This is a genomic window from Pontibacter fetidus, from assembly GCF_010119545.1.
Lineage (GTDB): Bacteria > Bacteroidota > Bacteroidia > Cytophagales > Hymenobacteraceae > Pontibacter > Pontibacter fetidus.
The window spans coordinates 34,535-51,498 of sequence record NZ_JAAEAA010000015.1 but is presented as its reverse complement, the minus strand read 5'-3'; the positions used below and the strand labels follow the sequence as shown (position 1 = coordinate 51,498).

Sequence of the window (16,964 nt, the reverse complement as noted above, 5' to 3'; positions counted from 1 at the left end):
GTCAACAATTTAACCTTTAGCCATTTAGCCATTTACTTAAGTTCCAGCCGGTCTATATCGCCGTAGCTGTCGTAGGACGAGAGCACAACTTTTTCGCCGGGCTTCAGGCCATCCAGCACTTCATAGTAGTTCGGATTCTGGCGACCCAGTTTTATAGTCCGCTTCTCAGCAAAGTCACCTGATTTATCTACTACAAAAACCCAGTTGCCGCCCGTGCTTTGGTAAAACCCACCGCGTGGTAAAAGTATAGCTTTGCCGCCATCGTTCAGGTTAAGCTTAAGTTGCAGTGTCTGGCCTCGTCGTATACCTTCCGGGGTTCCGTCAGCAAATTCCATATCTACCTGAAACGTGTTGTTCTGCACTTCCGGGAAAACCTTGGTTACCTTTACCTGGTAGGTCTTGCCATTAAACTCGAAGCTGCCATCTAAGCCCGGGTATACTTTCGAAATGTAATGCTCGTCAATGTTGGCTTTCACTTTATAGCCGTTCAGGTCATCTACCTGGCCAATGTTTTCGCCGGCGGCTTTGCTTTCGCCTACTTCGGCTTTCAGGGTAGAGAGCTGTCCAGTGAAGGGAGCCACCACATAAAGGTTGTTAAGGGTGTTGCGGGCCATGCCAATGTTCGCCTGCATTCTTCTGATAGACTCATCCAACTGGCGCAGCCGGTCGTTCATTAGCTGTGCATCCTGTCGTACTGCGCGTTCAGCCAGGTCTTTGCGCTTTTTTAAGTATAGGTAATTATCTTTCGATGTCTCAAACTCTTCTTTTGGGATAGCGCCTTCCGCTATCAGCATTTTGTTGCGGGTGTAAGTTCGCTCGGCGGTTATCAGGTTGTATTCTATCTCGGTCAGCTCGTTCATTTTGCGAATCTGGTCCTGCTTCATCAATATCTCCGAGTTCTGGCGCTCATTCATCAGGTCGTACAGCTGGGTCTCGCGGGTCATAAAGTCAATCTGCAGCGTCGTGTTCGAGAGCTTCAGGATCGTGTCGCCTTTCTGTACCATTTTACCGTCATCGGTATAAATCTTTTCCACTCGCCCGCCTTCCGTAATGTCCAGGAAGAACGTTTTTAGTGGGTCAACAGAGCCATCAACTGCAATAAATTCCTGGAAAGTACCTTCCTGCACATTGCCCATCGTTACGCGCTGTGCCTCCACGTTTAGTTTAGAGGTATGTTCGGCAAAAAGCAGGTTATAAATAACCACCACCAGTACCAGCGAAACAGCGGCTATGATGGCTATTTTTTTAGGAGGATACTTTTTTTTCTCGATGATGCGATCCATAGATAAAGAATTGTGGCTTGTGCTTTGGCCTATGTCAATATATATGCCATTTTAGTTAAATGGTTTAAAATCAATAAATTATGAATAAGTATAGGTTTTGCTACATGTTTAGAGTGTCCGCAAACGTACAGTGTACTGTCTGCTACCGGACACTCTCCTGAAACAGGAATGGGGAACAGCTATAAACTTAATGTAGAGCCCCTTTAAAGCATAGCAGATAGTTTGATAAATTGCATAAAAAACACTTACATTAGTATTAGCAATAGTATAAATCGCCCTTAGTTTATGAGCAAAATTACCTGCCAGATATTAATTGTAGATGATGAAGAAGATATATTGACAGCTGGCAGGCTGCTGCTAAAGCAATATTTTACTTCTGTAAAGACTACCTCAGACCCTTACCAGATTCCGGCTATACTTACCGAGCAACCTATAGATGTAGTGTTGCTGGATATGAACTATAGTGCGGGTGCCACCTCGAGTAAAGAGGGATTGCACTGGCTAAAGCAAATTAAGCAGCTGGACCCGAAGGTTACCGTTATTCTGATGACCGCCTACGGTGATATTGAACTGGCGGTGCGTGCCTTAAAAGAGGGAGCTTCGGATTTTGTATTGAAGCCGTGGCAAAACGATAAACTGGTAGCTATACTTAAAAACGCCTGCCAGGTGCGGCAACAGCAAATTGCACCGGTTACTGCAAAATCAACGCACTATACTACGTTCCATTACGGTGACTTTATTGGTACATCGCCGGCTATGCAACGCGTTTACCAAACTATAGATAAAGTAGCTGCCACAGATGCTAACGTACTTATACTTGGCGAAAACGGAACAGGCAAGGAAGTAGCAGCACGGGCATTACACCAGAAATCGAGGCGGGCAGAACATGCTTTCGAGAAAGTAGACCTGGGCGCCGTAAGCGAAACCCTGTTCGAAAGCGAATTGTTCGGGCATGCGAAGGGTTCTTTTACGGATGCCAAAGAAGACCGGGTAGGCCGGATGGAAGCTGCAAATGGCGGCACCTTGTTTTTGGATGAGATAGGAAACCTTTCGCTTGCGTTGCAAGCTAAAATGCTAACCGTGTTGCAAAGCAGGCAGGTAACCCGGCTCGGCACCAACAAACCACGCCCAATTGATATACGGTTAATTTGCGCGACCAACATGCCCCTGTACGAGATGGTAAAACAAGGCACCTTCCGGCAGGATTTGCTGTACCGCATTAATACTGTAGAGATACAACTGCCGCCCCTGCGCGAGCGCCGCGAAGACATAAAATTACTGGCCGAACATTTCCTGCAGAACTATAGCCAGAAATATGGCCGACCCAACCTTAGTTTAAATGCACAGACCATGCATCGCCTCACCGCATATCATTGGCCGGGCAACGTGCGGGAACTGGACCATGCCATGGAGCGTGCAGTTATACTCTGCGATGGCAACGAACTGCACGCCGATGATTTTTATTTTGCCCCGAATGCAAGCGGAAGCCCGGTTACCGAAACAACACCCAGACATGGTGGCCACGAGCTATCGGAAGGAGATTATACCCTGGATGCATTGGAGAAAATGATGGTGCAGAAAATGCTGGTAAAACACTCCGGCAATATTACGCATGCCGCCAAAGAGCTGGGCATTACCCGAACCGCATTGTACCGCCGCATCGAGAAACATGGCCTTTAATCGTTTCAGGGCAAGGCTGGTGCTGCAGGTGGTGCTGGCCATGCTAAGTATGGTGGCCTTGCTGGTAGTGCTTTTCCGTACCGACTGGTATGTTACTGCTTTCTGTATAGGTGTGTTGCTGGCGCTACAACTATACGCCCTGATCCATTTTGTAGAGCGTACCAACCGCGATATAACCAGCTTTATAGAATCTATCCGGCATTCTGATTTTACGCAGCGCTTTCCCGAAAAAGGCGGTAACCCTACGTTCAGCCATCTATACAAATCCTTTAACGAGATATCCGACTCCTTTCTGAAAATAAAAGCCGAGAAGCAGGCACACTATTTATACCTGCAAGCTATAGTGGAGCATATAGGTATTGGTATACTATCGTTTGATGCGGACGGAAATGTAATGCTCCTGAACCATGTAGCGAAAGAATTATTACAACAACCTCACCTTACCAACATTAAAGCCCTGGACCGCATCAGTACACAACTACTGGATGTGCTGCAGAAAGTAGGCAACAACGAAAAAGCACTAGTAACGCTCCATCATAACCACGACCAGTTATTGCTTTCGGTGCATGCCACGGTGCTGGTGTCGCAGGGTAAAAGCATAAAAATAGTGAGCTTGCATAACATACAGGCCGAGTTGGAAGAGCAGGAAGTACAGACCTGGCAGAAGATGATACGGGTACTGACACACGAGATCATGAACTCGATGACACCGGTTATTTCGCTGACTTCTACCGTTGCCAGCATACTGGAAGATGAAATGGCCGCCCGCAAAGTAGGAGAGCCTATTAACGAGGAGGCCCTTGAAGATATACAGGACGGACTGAAAACGATTGAACGGCGCACTACAGGCATGCTGCATTTTGTGAAGAACTACCGCCGCTTAATGCGCCTGCCGTTGCCCGAGCTTCAGGAGGTAAGTATAAACGAACTGCTCCGCGATGTACACACCCTGATGAAGCCTGATTTTGAAAAAGAAAACATACAGCTGGCCGTATACCTGGCACCATCAGACATTACCTTGCAAGCCGACCCCGAACAACTGGAACAGGTACTGATAAACCTGATAAAGAATGCCAATGAAGCTTGCCGCCAAAGTACAGACCCACGCGTGGAAGTGATAGCCTACGGAGACGAAAACCACAAATTTAACGTACGGATAGAAGTGCGCGACAACGGCCCCGGTATTCCGGATGAAGTGCTCGACAGGCTGTTTATCCCCTTTTATACTACCAAAAAGCAAGGCTCCGGTATAGGTCTCAGCTTATCCAAGCAAATTATGCGGCAGCATGGCGGGAGCATACGCGTTAACAGCAAAGCAGGCGGACCGACTGTGTTTACGTTGCAGTTGTAAAAATATTACTCCACATATTTCTTAATAACCTGTGCTAACTGGTTGCCCGGCAATGCCCCGGACTGTCGCCATACGGCCTGTCCTTTATGGAAAAGAATAAATGTTGGCACGCCCTGCACACGGTATTGCGAAGCGGCAGCCTGGTTGTTATCTACATTCACTTTTATCACCTTCAGCTTCCCCGAAAATTCGGATGCTACCTGTTGTACTACTGGGTTCATAGCTTTGCAGGGTCCACACCAGTCGGCATAAAAGTCAACTAAAACGGGCATGCCCGGGCTACTGATAAGTTCGTTAAATGATTTTTTAGCCATAGTTTTAGAGGTTCTGTCGGTTTATACTTACGGGCTATAGTTGCAAAAGTATGCGTTTAGCCAACGGCCTTCAGGTAGCGTACCACCCACACGGCTATCAGTGTAATTACGCAGGCCAGTATGCCGTCCCAGTTAAAATGTTGTAACCGCCCATCGGCAGCCTCCTGCACGATAAGCCCGGATACAAATGCGGCTACCCCGGCGCTCAGCTGCTGCACCGACGAGTTGATACTCATAAAACTTCCCCGCAGTTTAGGCTCTACGCTGGACGTAATTAGGGCCATGGCTGGCACAAAACGCGCCCCGAAAAAGATGAAGAAAATAGTAGTAACCACTAACGCCAGGTAATGCGGCACAGGGGGCAGGTTTGTGATCAGGAGGATAGGGACGAGTGAAAGAACAGCTGAAATGGCAAATACCTTCTGCTTGCCATGCTTATCAGCCAGGCGCCCGGCCCACTGCGATGTAAACACCGTAGCAATACCACCAAACAGGTATATAAAGCTCAGTTCCTGCTCCGAAAAACCCACATTCGCCACCATGTACGGACTGATAAACGGCACTACCAGAAACCCTGACATCGTTAACGTAACCATCAAAGCCATGCCCCATTGCAGGTTTCGTTTCTGCAGTATCTCTTTTAAAACCAGAAAAGGATTCTGTTTAACGGCATTGGTGAGGTGGCCACGCATAGGAGGCAGCAGTTTAAACGACGCCGCCAGTATAAGAAAGCTTAACCCCGCCAGCAGGTAAAAAGGGGCATGCCAGCTTGAGATGCTGGCCAGGTACAAGCCCACCGGTATACCGGCAATTGAGGCTACCGAGAAAGCCGCCATTACTTTACCTGTTGCGGCACCACGTCTTTTTTCAGGTATCGCATCGCCGATAACGGCAAGTATAAGCGCACCCAGCACACCGCCAAAAGCACCAGCCACCACGCGGGCAACCAGCAACAACGTATAACCCGGAGCCAGGGCGCAGGCCAATGTACCCAGCGTAAAACCTAAGTATAAGCCCAGCATGGCATGTTTCCTGTCGAAGCGGTCGATGAAAAGGGCACTAAGAAAGCCAGCCACAGCTGCACTAAAAGTATAGGCCGATACCAGGAACCCGAACTCGCTTGGCGATATATTGAATACGCGCATCAGTTGTGGCCCCAGCGGCATCATGATCACAAAGTCCATCATGTGTGTGAACTGGATAGCTGCCAGTGTAAAGATCAGCAGCCCTTCGCGTATCTGCTTTTTGGGAACCCGTTCGTCGTGTTGTGCTGCAGCAACGTGTACAGGCTGTTCGTTAGACATTTTCATAGTTTAAATATTAAGAGCAAAACAGGGCGACAAATGTACAGATTATTCATACGGAATAGGGTAAACTTGCTCCCATACTTTTTACAGGCATCGTATTAAACCAGCAACTATAGCTTACTGTTTTGTTAAAAGAGTATTAGAGATGGCTGGTAAAAAAGAAGAAATACACTGCGAATTATGTGGACGGGCGGTGCAGCAGGTTTCCCGGCACCACCTGGTGCCCCGCGAGGAAGGCGGCCGTTATGGTGCCACTGCCGACCTTTGCCAGCCCTGCCACAGTACCCTGCACCTGACTTTTACCAACCGCGAACTGGCTGTACTTTACAATTCTATACCTGCATTGCAACAAGCAGAACCTCTCCAGAAATACCTGAAATGGGTTAAAGACAAACGCCTGGAACGCATCACGAACCGGCGTGGCAGAAATAAAAAGAAGTGATTTTATAGATGGTGTTTTACCTCACCCCAGCCCTCTCCTGACAGGAGAGGGAGTTTTTGACCTTTGCTATAGTTAGCGATGTCGTTTTATAGTTACTATAATCCAACTACCTCTACCTCTCAGAGCTACGTTGGCTCTTTTCGACTCCCGTCTTAAGAATACTCGGAATGGCAAAAAGAAACTTTAATCTCATTTCCCTGACTGAATATACAAGTTAAACGCCAATGAACAATCCTTTTTTGCATCTGAATTTCCAGTTTCAGACCTTTATAGGTATGAGCAAAAAGCAGTTTATACCATTCTCGGAGCTAAAAGATAAAAAAGCTATAGTTGTAGACAGCACCCACCCGAACGGGCTGATCCTTTCGCACTGGCGGGGCGCTCCTACCCCGAACATACTTCGTGCTGATACGAGTGCAGCTATAGTTCTGAATGCCATTCGGGAGAATATAGATGGACTGGAGCTACCTTATGTAACAGCTAACCATTTTGATATAGATGGATTTGTGGGAGTGTGGAGCTTGCTTAACCCGGAACTGGCTCTGGAACATGAAGAGCTTTTAAGGCAAATGGCGCTTATCGGAGATTTCAGGGAGCTGGACCTGAACCACCCGCTTTCCGGCGAGGCCCTGAAACTGGTTTGCTGGATAAATGCCCGGGAGCGCGAATTGTTTTATAAGCCATTCGCTGCCGATGAAATGGAGGAAAAGGAAGCAGCACAGTGTGTTAAAAAGTTCGAATATTTTCTGCCCCGCTTTAAGCAGGTACTAAAAGACCCGGATTGGGAGCGCGGTGCCTGGGAAGACGAAGTAGGCGATGTGCTGCTTGGTTACCGCACCATGTATAGCCCTGCCTCTAAGCTTACCCGTTACCCCGAGATCGGATTGATCATCATCGATACCCCTGAACCGGTACATTACTATGCGCTTTTCAGTCGTACAGTTGGGTTTGATATAGTGCTGGCCTGCTACAATACTAACCGCTACGAACTGGAGTACAAGTATACCACCTGGGTAGATATCGCCTCAAGGCCAACTTTACCACGACTGCCATTGGCCCCGCTGGCCGCCAAACTTAACCAACTGGAGCAAAGCAACTATACCTGGACAGCTGATTCGGTAACGGAAACGGGACCATTGCTGCGCCTTCAGGGCCATAACCTGAACCGCGAAGAGGCCTACGATAACCCTACCCAACGCGAAATTTATCCTTCAAGTATAGCACCTCAGGAGCTTAAACAAACAATAGTACACTATTACCAACAGGCCTACCAGGATATAAAACCAAAGCATAACTGGACCTGGAAGGAAATAAAAGCCCTGGGGCAAGAGATGTAGAACGGCCGGTTTTATAGTGTGTATTTGGCTGAGGCGACAGATGATAGTTATCACTTTTGCGTTTTTTCCGTTAATCAGATTTGGCAGGTTGCGTATACATAGCAATCTTAGCATATTATTGATCTACATGCTCAACTATAACTCATGAAAAAGATACTCTGCCCAACCGATTTTTCAAGAACGGCCTCCAAGGCTCTTGATTATGCCATTTATATTGCCCGTAAAACCGGTGCGCATTTATCGCTGCTGCATGTAGTGCATCTGCCTATAGTTGATACTTCTGAAACAGCTCTGGTAGCAAGCGAATTGCTGGGCGAGCAGATACGGGAGGCTGGCGAACGCCTGAAAGCGATGGTAATGCAGATAGAAGAAAAATATGGCGCCAACCGTAGCGGCGAGTTTACCTGCGATTATATCCTGAAAGAGGCCCTGCTGACTGATATTGCGGAACACCTGACCAAAAACGAAGGTTATGAGCTGATAGTGATGGGAACAACCGGCGGCGGCAATGCCCTGGAAGAACTCCTGATCGGGAGCAACACCGAGGCTGTAGTAGAAGAAGTTAAAAGTCCGTTGCTGGCTGTGCCGTCGCATGCTGCAGCGCCTAACTTTACCAAAATTGTGTACGCTACCGATTATACCCCGGAAGATATTACGGCTCTGCACTACGTTGTTAAGTTTGCGAACCTGTTTGGGGCCTGCGTAGACCTGGTGCATGTTGCTAAAGAATCAACGGATGAACTAACGGAGCGTGGTAATCAGTTCTGGAACCAAGTGTCGGGTATTTTCCCGGAAACTACTTTATGCATCAGAGAAGTAGTGAACCGCCACCCGGACGAAGGACTTAAAACCTATTTTGAACAGGAAAACGGTAGCGTATTGGCTATACTAAGGCGCAACAAAGGCTTTTTTGCCGAACTGTTTACCCAACGCCTCGCCGACCGCATGACCTACCAGGCCGAAATGCCATTGCTTATATTACACGAAATGAAATAAATAGAGCCCCGCAAGGGGCTCTTATAGTTTAATAGCTTTATAGTTCGCTGTGCTTGTTATAAGCGTGGTAAAGCTATGATTTAACCAATCAAAAAAAACGTGGGCCGCACGGTGGTAGCTATCCGTTTGGTTGGTTTACCCTCTTATCTTTTTATCGTCAAAAATATCAGACAGCTCTTTGCTGCAGATCTCGCAGTTATAACGGCCATACTCTTCAATAGCGCGCTGCAAGGACACATTCCGGAAAGCGCCATTGCAAGGGCGTAATGCTTCGCAGGTGTTTTTTGTATGAAACACATCTTTTGAGGCATCATCGCAAACCCATACGCGCTTACGTTCCATGCCAGGGGGTATCACATAAAAATCGGGGGCGGGACGGCGCTGTACAGTGTCGGCAGCGGCAGCTGTTTGCTCTGTTGCTACGTTTGCTTCTTCCTGGGGCTGCTCCGCAGACTGGCACGCAAAAAGTAAGGTGCTGCAAACTATAGCTAAAGCAGTTGCTTTGCCACTCCATTTCAGAAAGCGGTTAATTAAGGTAATATTCATACGTTCGGGTTGGTAGGGCAAATATAGCGATAGTTATTAATTGCTGCTGCAGGTTTTATCTGCCCGGCGACCATACTGCCTGATGGCAACAGCCTCGGTAACGGTAAGCACTTCGTCTTTACAGCGTTTAAGTACGGTACAGCTTTTAGTGGTATGGTATACACCGGAGCCTGCACTGTTGCAGATGTACACTTTATGGGTGGTGGCCCCGGCAGGTAAAGGTGCAGTTAACGCATCAGCTTTTTTAGTGGCCGCGGTCGTCTTTTTATCTTTTCTGTAGTCCCAGGGTGGGGTGGGGTTTGGTGCTGCCCATAAGCCACGTTTGTATTGGCGGGCATCTGCTTCCAGGTTTGCCAGTTTCTGGTCTTTGGAGTAAGCTTTGTAATGCCAGGCAAAACCGTTGCGTACCAGTTCCTCGTTCAGGTTGCGCCCATCCGGAAGTATAATAGTACCTACCGTGCGGCCATACCGGTCTTTGTTGTGTTCTATCAGGCGCACTGTTTTACCAAAAGCCAGGTCAGATGTAAACTGCTTGGCGCGCTGCCCATAATCCTGTGTTTTTTCAGGACAATCAACACCATATAACCTTACTTTTATAGTTTGGCCATTGCGTAGCAGCTCTATCGTATCGCCATCTTTTACTGCTACTACTTTATCGCCGGTAGTAGCAGGAGCTATAGTTGTGTTTTTGTCGGTTGTAATAGTTGGTTCGGCAGCAGGCGGTGCGGTTTCCGGTTCTGCGGCACTGCGGTCGCGTTCCAGTATAGCTTCCTGTCTCTTTCGGAATTGATCCTGCGCCTCTTCTCTGTCGGTTTGTTTGCAGCCGAGGGTACAACATAGCAACAGGTATAAAAGTACGGAGCGGTGCATAAGGTAAGGTTTTAGGTAGTATACTGTAGTAAGCAGACAGTTGTTTTAAAGCACCTCAGCGGCTTCGGCTTCCGGGGTTGCAACTATAGTTTTAGTAGCAAGCGGTAACGTAAACCTGAAAACACTTCCTTCTCCCAATACGCTTTCTGCCCATATTTTACCGTGGTTGCTTTCCACAAAATCGCGGCACATGGCTAGGCCCAGTCCGCTACCTCTTTCTTTGTTGGTACCTAAGGTAGAGTAAGTACGCAGCCCAAACAGCTTTTCCATTTTTTTAGGGCAGATACCTGTTCCTGTGTCGCGCACGGCAACCTGCAGGGTATGGTCGTTTAGCAGTTCTGATTCTATAGTTACTACATCGCCTTCGTTACAGAATTTAATGGCGTTAGATACCAGGTTACGTAGCACAAGCTGTATCATATCGGCATCGGCAAAGGCAGCTATAGTTTGCGAGGCAAAGTTTTGCATGCTTACGCTTTTGCGGTTCGCCTGTGGGGCCAGCAGTTTCAGGGTATTATCGGTAAGGGCATGTATGCATATTTCTTCCGGTTTTATAGAGGTGCCCTGCATTTGGGAACGCGCCCATAGTAACAGGTTATCTACCAGCCAAAGGGTATTTTGCTGCTCCGCTTCCAGGGTTTTGGCAAAATGCATAAACTGTTCTTCTGTAATCCGGCCCATGGCTAGTACCTGCAACAGCGATTTTAAAGAAAGCAACGGCCCCCGGAGGTCGTGTGCAACTATAGAAAAAAGCTTGTCTTTTACCTGGTTCAGCTTCTCAAGTTCCTCTTTCTGCTGCTGTAGTTCTTTTGCCTGCGCCGCCAGTTCGTTTTTCTGATTTTTAATATTCTCGCTATACTTGCTTACCTTTTTATTTTTGCGCGACAACAGTTTGTTCATGCGCTTGGTGCGCTGGCTCCCCCTGAAAACCAGCATCACTACTGTAATAGCAAGCGCTAACAGCCCGATAGCCGTATATTTTATCAGGGTCTGGTGTTCTATTTCCTGTTCGTGCAGCTCGTGCTCGGCCAGTAGTTTCAGGTTTTCTTTTTCCTTTTGGGCTGTTTCGTACTTTACCTGGAAACTGGTGGTCTGGCGGGTTATTTCTTCGGTGTTGATGCTGTCATTATAAGCTGCTACCAATTTCAGGTACTGGTATGCTGCTTTATAGTTCCCGGTCTCGCTCAGGATCTTCTGCAGCACCTCTGCCGAGTTCTTTGCTTCGCTTTTAGAGTAGGTATGCTGGGCTACATCAAGGCTTTTTCTGGCATAAGCTATAGCATTTTTATAGTCCTTCATGCCCTGGTGCGTTTCGGCCAGGCCCCGGTACGAAAATATCTGGTCGTGCAGGTTGTTGGACCTGATGGCAAGGGCCAGCCCGCGCTGCAGGTAGTGCAGGGCATCTTTATTGTTCCCGAGTTTCTGGTAGGTTATGCCTAGGTTGTTAAGGCTGATAACGGTTCCCCGGTCGTCCTGGGCTCTCTCTTTTAATGGCAGCGCTCTGAGGTAGTAGTGCAGGGCCTTGTCGAAGTGTTGCTGGCGGCGGTGCACATTGCCCAGGCTGTTAAGTGCCCGGCTAATACCTATAGTATCTTTTACAAGTTCGGCTAATTCAAACGATTTCTGGTAGTAGTTCTGAGCTCTTTCGTAGTTCTGCTGGTTCAGGTAAATATTGCCGATGTTATTGTAACTGGAGCTCATGCCTATTGTATCTGCCAGGGCTTCGCGGAGCTTAACAGCCTTGTAGTAATAATCAGCCGAGGTGTTATAGTCGCCGAGGTTATAAAAACCTGAACCAACACTGTTATAAGCCCTGGCCAGCAGTAGCTTGTCGTTTATTTTGGTGGCTAATTTTATAGCTTGCCTGCCATACGATACGGCCAGTTTGGGGTCGGTGTACCAATGCGCTTTGCTAAGTTCACATAGTTCTTCGGCCTGGTGATGCTGCGCTGCTCTTGTATTGCTGGCAGAATGCTGCAAAGCATTTGCCTTTGGGTCAGGCACAATAATAAGCAGGAAAAATTGTACGAGTAGAGCTGTTATCATCGGCAGCGGCTTCTAAAAAGTTTGTTTTAACTCAGGTAGCGGGGGCGTCTTAACTCAGCAAATATAAGAGTTTAGCAATACAAATACATATTTCTATATGCTTGTTTTTATGTGTTTTAAATGAAGTTTTGCTGGACGCTTGCCTGGATGGTGGCATACTGCAGGCCATAAAAAAAGCCCTCTACCAATGTAGAGGGCTTTTGCACTGTTATCAGTAACTATAGTTTATTGCTTTATGCCAGGCACACCTACCGGCATAGCGCTGTGCCAGTCAAAATCAGGCGCTTTGCGGGCAGTAGGGGCCAGTTCGTCCATGGTGTTGGCATCAAACAAGCGGCCGTTGCGCATCACATACTTAATGGTGTTAGTATTACGGATGTTCTCCAGCGGGTTGTTATCCATTATTACAAGGTCAGCCAGTTTTCCGTTTTCGATAGATCCGATATCACCTTCCAAGCCCAGTGATCTGGCACCTAGTATAGTGGCTACTTTAAGCGCATCGTGGTTACTCATGCCACCCGATTGCACCGACCATACTTCCCAATGATACCCAAGACCCTGTAACTGGCCATGAGAACCGATACCAGCCAAACCACCCTCTTTTACAAGGTTATTTACGAACTCAGCGTGGCGCGTAAATATGTGCTCGTCTTTGGTAAACCAGCCTGGTCTGCGGCGTGCTTTTGCGTCTAGTTCCGGCTTTGGTGTAAAGTAGTTCAGCTTTTTATCACCAACCACATCTTCTGTGGCATAGTAATAGTTTTCAGCCCACGGGCCGCCATACGATACCAGCAGGGTAGGCGTATAAGCCATCTGCGATTTGGCTACAAAATCAATCACATCTTTGTAAAGCGGATAGATCGGGAAAGCGTGTTCGTGACCTGGGTAACCATCTATGGCCTGCGTCATGTTCAGTTTAAAGTCAAGGCCACCTTCTGTAGTTGGTAGCAAGCCCTGTTCCTTAGCTGCCATAATAATCCATTGGCGGTGCTGGCGATTGCCTGCCAGGTACATTTTTATAGTTTTGGTATTGTAATACTCCGAATACTGGCGCAATACGTTTTTGGTATGTTCCAGGCTTTTAAGGTTGTATGCCCAGTAACCTACGCCAGGGCCTGTTGAGTATACTCTTGGGCCGATCATTTTGCCGGCATCTACCAGGTCACTATAGGTTAGTACGTCGGTTGTCCCGGTTTGCGGGTCGCGGGTAGTGGTTACACCATAAGCCAGGTTAGCAGCATACATCCAAACCTGGTTGGTATGCACACCCCAGCGTGGCCACATGTGCGAGTGTGTATCAACAAAACCAGGTGTTATAGTTTTGCCTTTTACATCCACAATCTTGGCACCTTGCGGAACAGTTAACGAACCAGATTTGCCAACTGCTTTAATGCGGTTGTTCTCAACTAAAATGTCGCCATTCTCGATTACCTCATTGCCGTTCATGGTAATAATGCGGGCACCCTGTAGTAACACAATGCCTTGCGGAATATCACGTGGAACCTGTACGGTAATCTTAGTTTCCTTTGGCTTATACTCTGCAATTACAATTGCTTCTTTTTCGGCGTTGGCGCTGTCAGGTTTTGCATCAGTACCGTTGTCTTTGGCTTCTTTTTTCTTTTCAGCTGCTAGGTCCATCTGCTCTTTTTTAGCCTTGGCTTCATCCAGATTATACGCAAAGAAACCGTGTCCTATAGACCAGTATACCGTTTTCCCATCAGCAGACCAGCTCGGGAACTGACCGCCAATTTCAGTCAGTTTCCAGCTCGGGAACTGAGAAGTAGCCACATCGGCCACTGATATAGTTGGTGTTTCGCCGCCTACAACCGGTATAGTTACCACATAAATCTCGTTATTGATCAGGGCAAGCGCCTTATCGCCAACTGGAGCTTTAATAAGTGTGGTAGCTGTAGTTGCCTGCTGCTGTGGTTCGCGCTCATTCTGGTGCAGCATGTTGCACATTTCCTCCATCAGGCCATCGCCGTTAACGCTGCCGAATGTGGTAATACCCTTCACTTTCAGGTATGATTTCTTGTCAGTACCATCCCAACGGATCGAGATCAGGCCATCGGCATAGTTGTAGAGGTAAATACGGTCGTCGCCTTTAACAAAGTGCGGATTAGCACCCACACCTGCATTGGTAACAAACGTGCTTTTGCCACCTTTTGCCGGAATCCAGTTTATAGTTTGGCGTGCATCAAATGCACCCGGACCCGGTTCTTCTTTATAAGACTGCGCCGATCCTTTGGCAAACACAATGCGCTCTCCGTTTGGTGTAAATACCGGCTCCTGGAATACGGCACTCTCCTGGGTTAACTTAGTTGGTTTGCCTTTACCGTTAGCATTTGTTTTATAAATAGCGCCACCGTTTTTCTCGTGCCAGGTAACATAAGCTATCGTCTTGCCATCCGGCGACCACGCTGGCTGCGCCTGTGTAAACTCCTGGTCAGTAAGGCGCTTTGGCGTACCGTTCGGGTAATCCATTACATACAATCTGTCCAGGGCAGTAAAGGCAACACGTTTGCCGTCTGGGGATACAGCCGCATCGCGCAGCTGCGTCACCGTCATCATTTTATCGTCCTTTATCGGGTATTTAAAGTCCAGCTTAGGGCCGATGGCGATATCTGTATTTACCTGGAATGGGATTTCGCGGGCAGGACCACCAGCTACCGGTATACTATAGATCTTACCACCATAAGAGGCTACCAGTTCTTTGCTGTCTGGCGTGAATGACATAGGAGGTAACACACCTAGCGGAGCTATACTTTCCTGCTCGTCGCGCTGTACAGGGTAGGCCAGCCATTTTTCTTCGCCGGTTTTAAGGTTTTGGGCAATTAAGCCGGTCTGGTTGTTGTGGCGCGTACCAAAAACCAGCCAGTTGCCGTCCGGCGAAAGGGTAGGAGCAAAGGCAGAACCGTATCGGGCTGTTTTGGTCTCTATCTCACCTGTCTGGCGATCGAAAGTAGCTAATTGGTATTGTGGTAACTGGGCGTTATAGTTCCAGGCGCCTGTTCGCTGCGAAAACCAGATGTACCGATCATCTTTGCCAAAAGCAGGCTCAACGGTTTTCAGATTTTCTGGCTTATTGATTAGCTGTACGCCGGTGCCGCCATCTTTATGGTAAAGGTGCAGTTTCAGGTTACGACGACCACGTGAAGCAACCAGGTACTCACCATCCGGTGTCCATTCGGCTGAGAAAAAGTTCTCGTTTTTGCTTTTGCTGATCTGCTTGGGCTTTTTAGTGGCCAGGTCCATGGTCCAGATGTTGTCTGCGCCATCTCTATCCGAAACAAACACAATAGACTTACCATCCGGGCTGAAACGCGCGTGCGTATCGAAAGCCATGCCATCGGTTAGCTGAGTGGCTTTACCTCCTGTTATAGGCAAAAGGTACAGGTCGCCAAGCATACTGAAGATGATCTGCTTGCCATCGGGGCTAACATCCAGCGCCAGCCAGGAGCCTTCAGAGGTGTTGATGTTTATTTTGCGGGCACCTTCCAGCGGAAGATCTTTTTTCTCCTCTTTTTTAGTGTCGGCTTTTTTGGGTGTAGCTGCCTCCTGTGCCATACCTGGCGTCAGGAACAAGCCCAGGGAGCAAGCCAGAAGCAGGTTTTTCTTCCAGCGGCCCGAGTTAGCTTGTATTGGTTTTGTCATGTTTGTTCTGCGTTTGAACAAGAAATAGAGTTAGTCAAAGTGAAGATACTAAACGATTTGATTGCGTGAAACTGCTTTATACAAACTATAACTAATAATCGGCAGACGGGCTGTTTTGTTAGTTAAACTATAGCATGAGCGATAACAAAAACAGCCTGCCAGGTATAGTTCCGGCAGGCTGCAGTTTTAGGTGTTAGGCTGGCTTATTGCTTTGTCTGAAGCTCCTCTTCGCCAACTTTTATACTTAGCGGGTTATATCCACCATTCGGAATTACGACTATACCATGCAGTGTTTCGCCTGGCGCAATCTGTTTGTTTAACACGCTATACTTTTGCAAATCACTTAATAATTTGTTGTTGGCAGTACCTGCGGTTATCATATTATATAGCGTAATTCCAGGACCAACGATAAGGCCAACCGGGAATATAACTCTTGTTTCCTGTTTAATCCCGTTTACATAGGTTGTTTCAGAAAGCCTTAGAGGGGTTAAAAGTGTGTATAAAAGATAAATTGGAACACTCTGCTTTAGTCTTGCATGTGCAAGTTTAGGCTCAAGAGAAGAAAACTGATTTGGTCCGGAAAAAAACTTTACATCGTTCGATACATCTATTGTGTTAGCTGTATTGTTGGTTAGTTTCACAGCAGCCACTTTTATAAAGTTCTTACTTTCTTTCTTAACATACTTCTTGTTGCCATGCTCGCCTAATACGCCAAGTCTGTACTGTAATACCACACCATTACTTTCGGATTTTACCTCGTAATGCATGTTTTCAGGTGTGATGGATTTGTAGCTGCCCGCACAGCTGCTCAATAATATTACGGCCGAAGCAAAGGCCAGTGTCTTTGTAAAAAATGTTCTCATAATAGCTTGAAATGGAAAATATTTGAAACTGCTAATATATAAAAATATATAATACATCTTTTGTTATTGTAATTTTAAATTTAAGATGTTGGGGTTGGTGGTTTGCTTTGACCAGGCAGTTTGTGGCGCTATTGGCACGAGACGCTCCGAGGTGGCAAGCACGCTCGGAGGTCTTTTTGAGCAACGGGCCTACAAATTGTTATTTCGACGTAAGTAGAAATCTGGGTTAACTATAGTTTAGAGTTACCAATTAACCCACCCCTGCCCCCTCCCAA

At 47.4% G+C, this 16,964-nt stretch carries 13 protein-coding genes; 5 read left to right on the top strand and 8 right to left on the bottom strand.

Annotated elements, in window-relative coordinates; translation table 11 throughout:
* Window positions 1–32 precede the first annotated feature (32 nt).
* Window positions 33–1,283, bottom strand: a complete 1,251-nt coding sequence (locus tag GWO68_RS12350) for an efflux RND transporter periplasmic adaptor subunit (protein WP_162346758.1) — start codon at window positions 1,281–1,283, stop codon at window positions 33–35.
* 285 nt (window positions 1,284–1,568) lie between these two features.
* Here GWO68_RS12350 and GWO68_RS12345 point away from each other — a divergent pair, with 285 nt between their 5' ends.
* Entirely contained in the window at window positions 1,569–2,963 is a 1,395-nt protein-coding gene (locus GWO68_RS12345; protein WP_162346757.1) for a sigma-54-dependent transcriptional regulator, read from the top strand.
* Window positions 2,896–4,314 carry a sensor histidine kinase gene (locus GWO68_RS12340; RefSeq protein WP_235942050.1) on the top strand — a complete coding sequence of 473 codons (1,419 nt, stop codon included), beginning with the start codon at window positions 2,896–2,898 and terminating at the stop codon, window positions 4,312–4,314. Before GWO68_RS12345 ends, GWO68_RS12340 begins: the two co-directional genes overlap by 68 nt.
* Before the next feature lie 5 nt (window positions 4,315–4,319).
* Here the strand turns inward: GWO68_RS12340 and trxA are convergent, their stop codons facing one another.
* Both trxA and GWO68_RS12330 read right to left on the bottom strand, forming a co-directional pair.
* Window positions 4,320–4,628 (bottom strand): thioredoxin, encoded by a 309-nt coding sequence (gene trxA, locus GWO68_RS12335; protein ID WP_162346756.1) that lies wholly within the window; start codon window positions 4,626–4,628, stop codon window positions 4,320–4,322.
* 56 nt (window positions 4,629–4,684) lie between these two features.
* Window positions 4,685–5,938, bottom strand: coding sequence for an MFS transporter (locus GWO68_RS12330; protein ID WP_235942049.1), 1,254 nt, complete (start codon window positions 5,936–5,938; stop codon window positions 4,685–4,687).
* Window positions 5,939–6,080: 142 nt separating this feature from the next.
* On the opposite strand from GWO68_RS12330, the gene GWO68_RS12325 reads away from it, so the two are divergent.
* From GWO68_RS12325 to GWO68_RS12315, 3 genes are all read left to right on the top strand, one after another.
* Window positions 6,081–6,377, top strand: a complete 297-nt coding sequence (locus GWO68_RS12325; protein WP_162346755.1) for an HNH endonuclease — start codon at window positions 6,081–6,083, stop codon at window positions 6,375–6,377.
* Between the two features lie 224 nt (window positions 6,378–6,601).
* A complete protein-coding gene (locus GWO68_RS12320) occupies window positions 6,602–7,714 on the top strand; it encodes a DUF6687 family protein (protein ID WP_235942048.1) in 1,113 nt (370 codons plus the stop codon).
* A gap of 144 nt (window positions 7,715–7,858) precedes the next feature.
* Complete coding sequence (locus GWO68_RS12315; protein ID WP_162346754.1) at window positions 7,859–8,710, top strand: universal stress protein; 852 nt, start codon at window positions 7,859–7,861, stop codon at window positions 8,708–8,710.
* Window positions 8,711–8,845: 135 nt separating this feature from the next.
* Here GWO68_RS12315 and GWO68_RS12310 read toward each other — a convergent pair whose 3' ends face one another.
* The 5 genes from GWO68_RS12310 to GWO68_RS12290 form a co-directional block, all read right to left on the bottom strand.
* Window positions 8,846–9,256, bottom strand: coding sequence for a hypothetical protein (locus tag GWO68_RS12310; protein ID WP_162346753.1), 411 nt, complete (start codon window positions 9,254–9,256; stop codon window positions 8,846–8,848).
* A 36-nt stretch (window positions 9,257–9,292) separates the two neighbouring features.
* A complete protein-coding gene (locus tag GWO68_RS12305) occupies window positions 9,293–10,126 on the bottom strand; it encodes a thermonuclease family protein (RefSeq protein WP_235942047.1) in 834 nt (277 codons plus the stop codon).
* Between the two features lie 45 nt (window positions 10,127–10,171).
* Complete coding sequence (locus tag GWO68_RS12300) at window positions 10,172–12,172, bottom strand: tetratricopeptide repeat-containing sensor histidine kinase (RefSeq protein WP_162346752.1); 2,001 nt, start codon at window positions 12,170–12,172, stop codon at window positions 10,172–10,174.
* A gap of 225 nt (window positions 12,173–12,397) precedes the next feature.
* A complete protein-coding gene (locus GWO68_RS12295) occupies window positions 12,398–15,826 on the bottom strand; it encodes an amidohydrolase family protein (RefSeq protein WP_235942046.1) in 3,429 nt (1,142 codons plus the stop codon).
* Between the two features lie 203 nt (window positions 15,827–16,029).
* Window positions 16,030–16,689 carry a hypothetical protein gene (locus GWO68_RS12290; protein ID WP_162346751.1) on the bottom strand — a complete coding sequence of 220 codons (660 nt, stop codon included), beginning with the start codon at window positions 16,687–16,689 and terminating at the stop codon, window positions 16,030–16,032.
* Window positions 16,690–16,964: the final 275 nt, after the last annotated feature.

Coding starts and splice junctions, on each gene's coding strand:
- GWO68_RS12350 (WP_162346758.1), bottom strand. CDS start 1,283: ATGGATCGCATCATCGAGAAAAAAAAGTATCCTCCTAAAAAAATAGCC.
- GWO68_RS12345 (WP_162346757.1), top strand. CDS start 1,569: ATGAGCAAAATTACCTGCCAGATATTAATTGTAGATGATGAAGAAGAT.
- GWO68_RS12340 (WP_235942050.1), top strand. CDS start 2,896: ATGCCGCCAAAGAGCTGGGCATTACCCGAACCGCATTGTACCGCCGCA.
- trxA (WP_162346756.1), bottom strand. CDS start 4,628: ATGGCTAAAAAATCATTTAACGAACTTATCAGTAGCCCGGGCATGCCC.
- GWO68_RS12330 (WP_235942049.1), bottom strand. CDS start 5,938: ATGAAAATGTCTAACGAACAGCCTGTACACGTTGCTGCAGCACAACAC.
- GWO68_RS12325 (WP_162346755.1), top strand. CDS start 6,081: ATGGCTGGTAAAAAAGAAGAAATACACTGCGAATTATGTGGACGGGCG.
- GWO68_RS12320 (WP_235942048.1), top strand. CDS start 6,602: ATGAACAATCCTTTTTTGCATCTGAATTTCCAGTTTCAGACCTTTATA.
- GWO68_RS12315 (WP_162346754.1), top strand. CDS start 7,859: ATGAAAAAGATACTCTGCCCAACCGATTTTTCAAGAACGGCCTCCAAG.
- GWO68_RS12310 (WP_162346753.1), bottom strand. CDS start 9,256: ATGAATATTACCTTAATTAACCGCTTTCTGAAATGGAGTGGCAAAGCA.
- GWO68_RS12305 (WP_235942047.1), bottom strand. CDS start 10,126: ATGCACCGCTCCGTACTTTTATACCTGTTGCTATGTTGTACCCTCGGC.
- GWO68_RS12300 (WP_162346752.1), bottom strand. CDS start 12,172: ATGATAACAGCTCTACTCGTACAATTTTTCCTGCTTATTATTGTGCCT.
- GWO68_RS12295 (WP_235942046.1), bottom strand. CDS start 15,826: ATGACAAAACCAATACAAGCTAACTCGGGCCGCTGGAAGAAAAACCTG.
- GWO68_RS12290 (WP_162346751.1), bottom strand. CDS start 16,689: ATGAGAACATTTTTTACAAAGACACTGGCCTTTGCTTCGGCCGTAATA.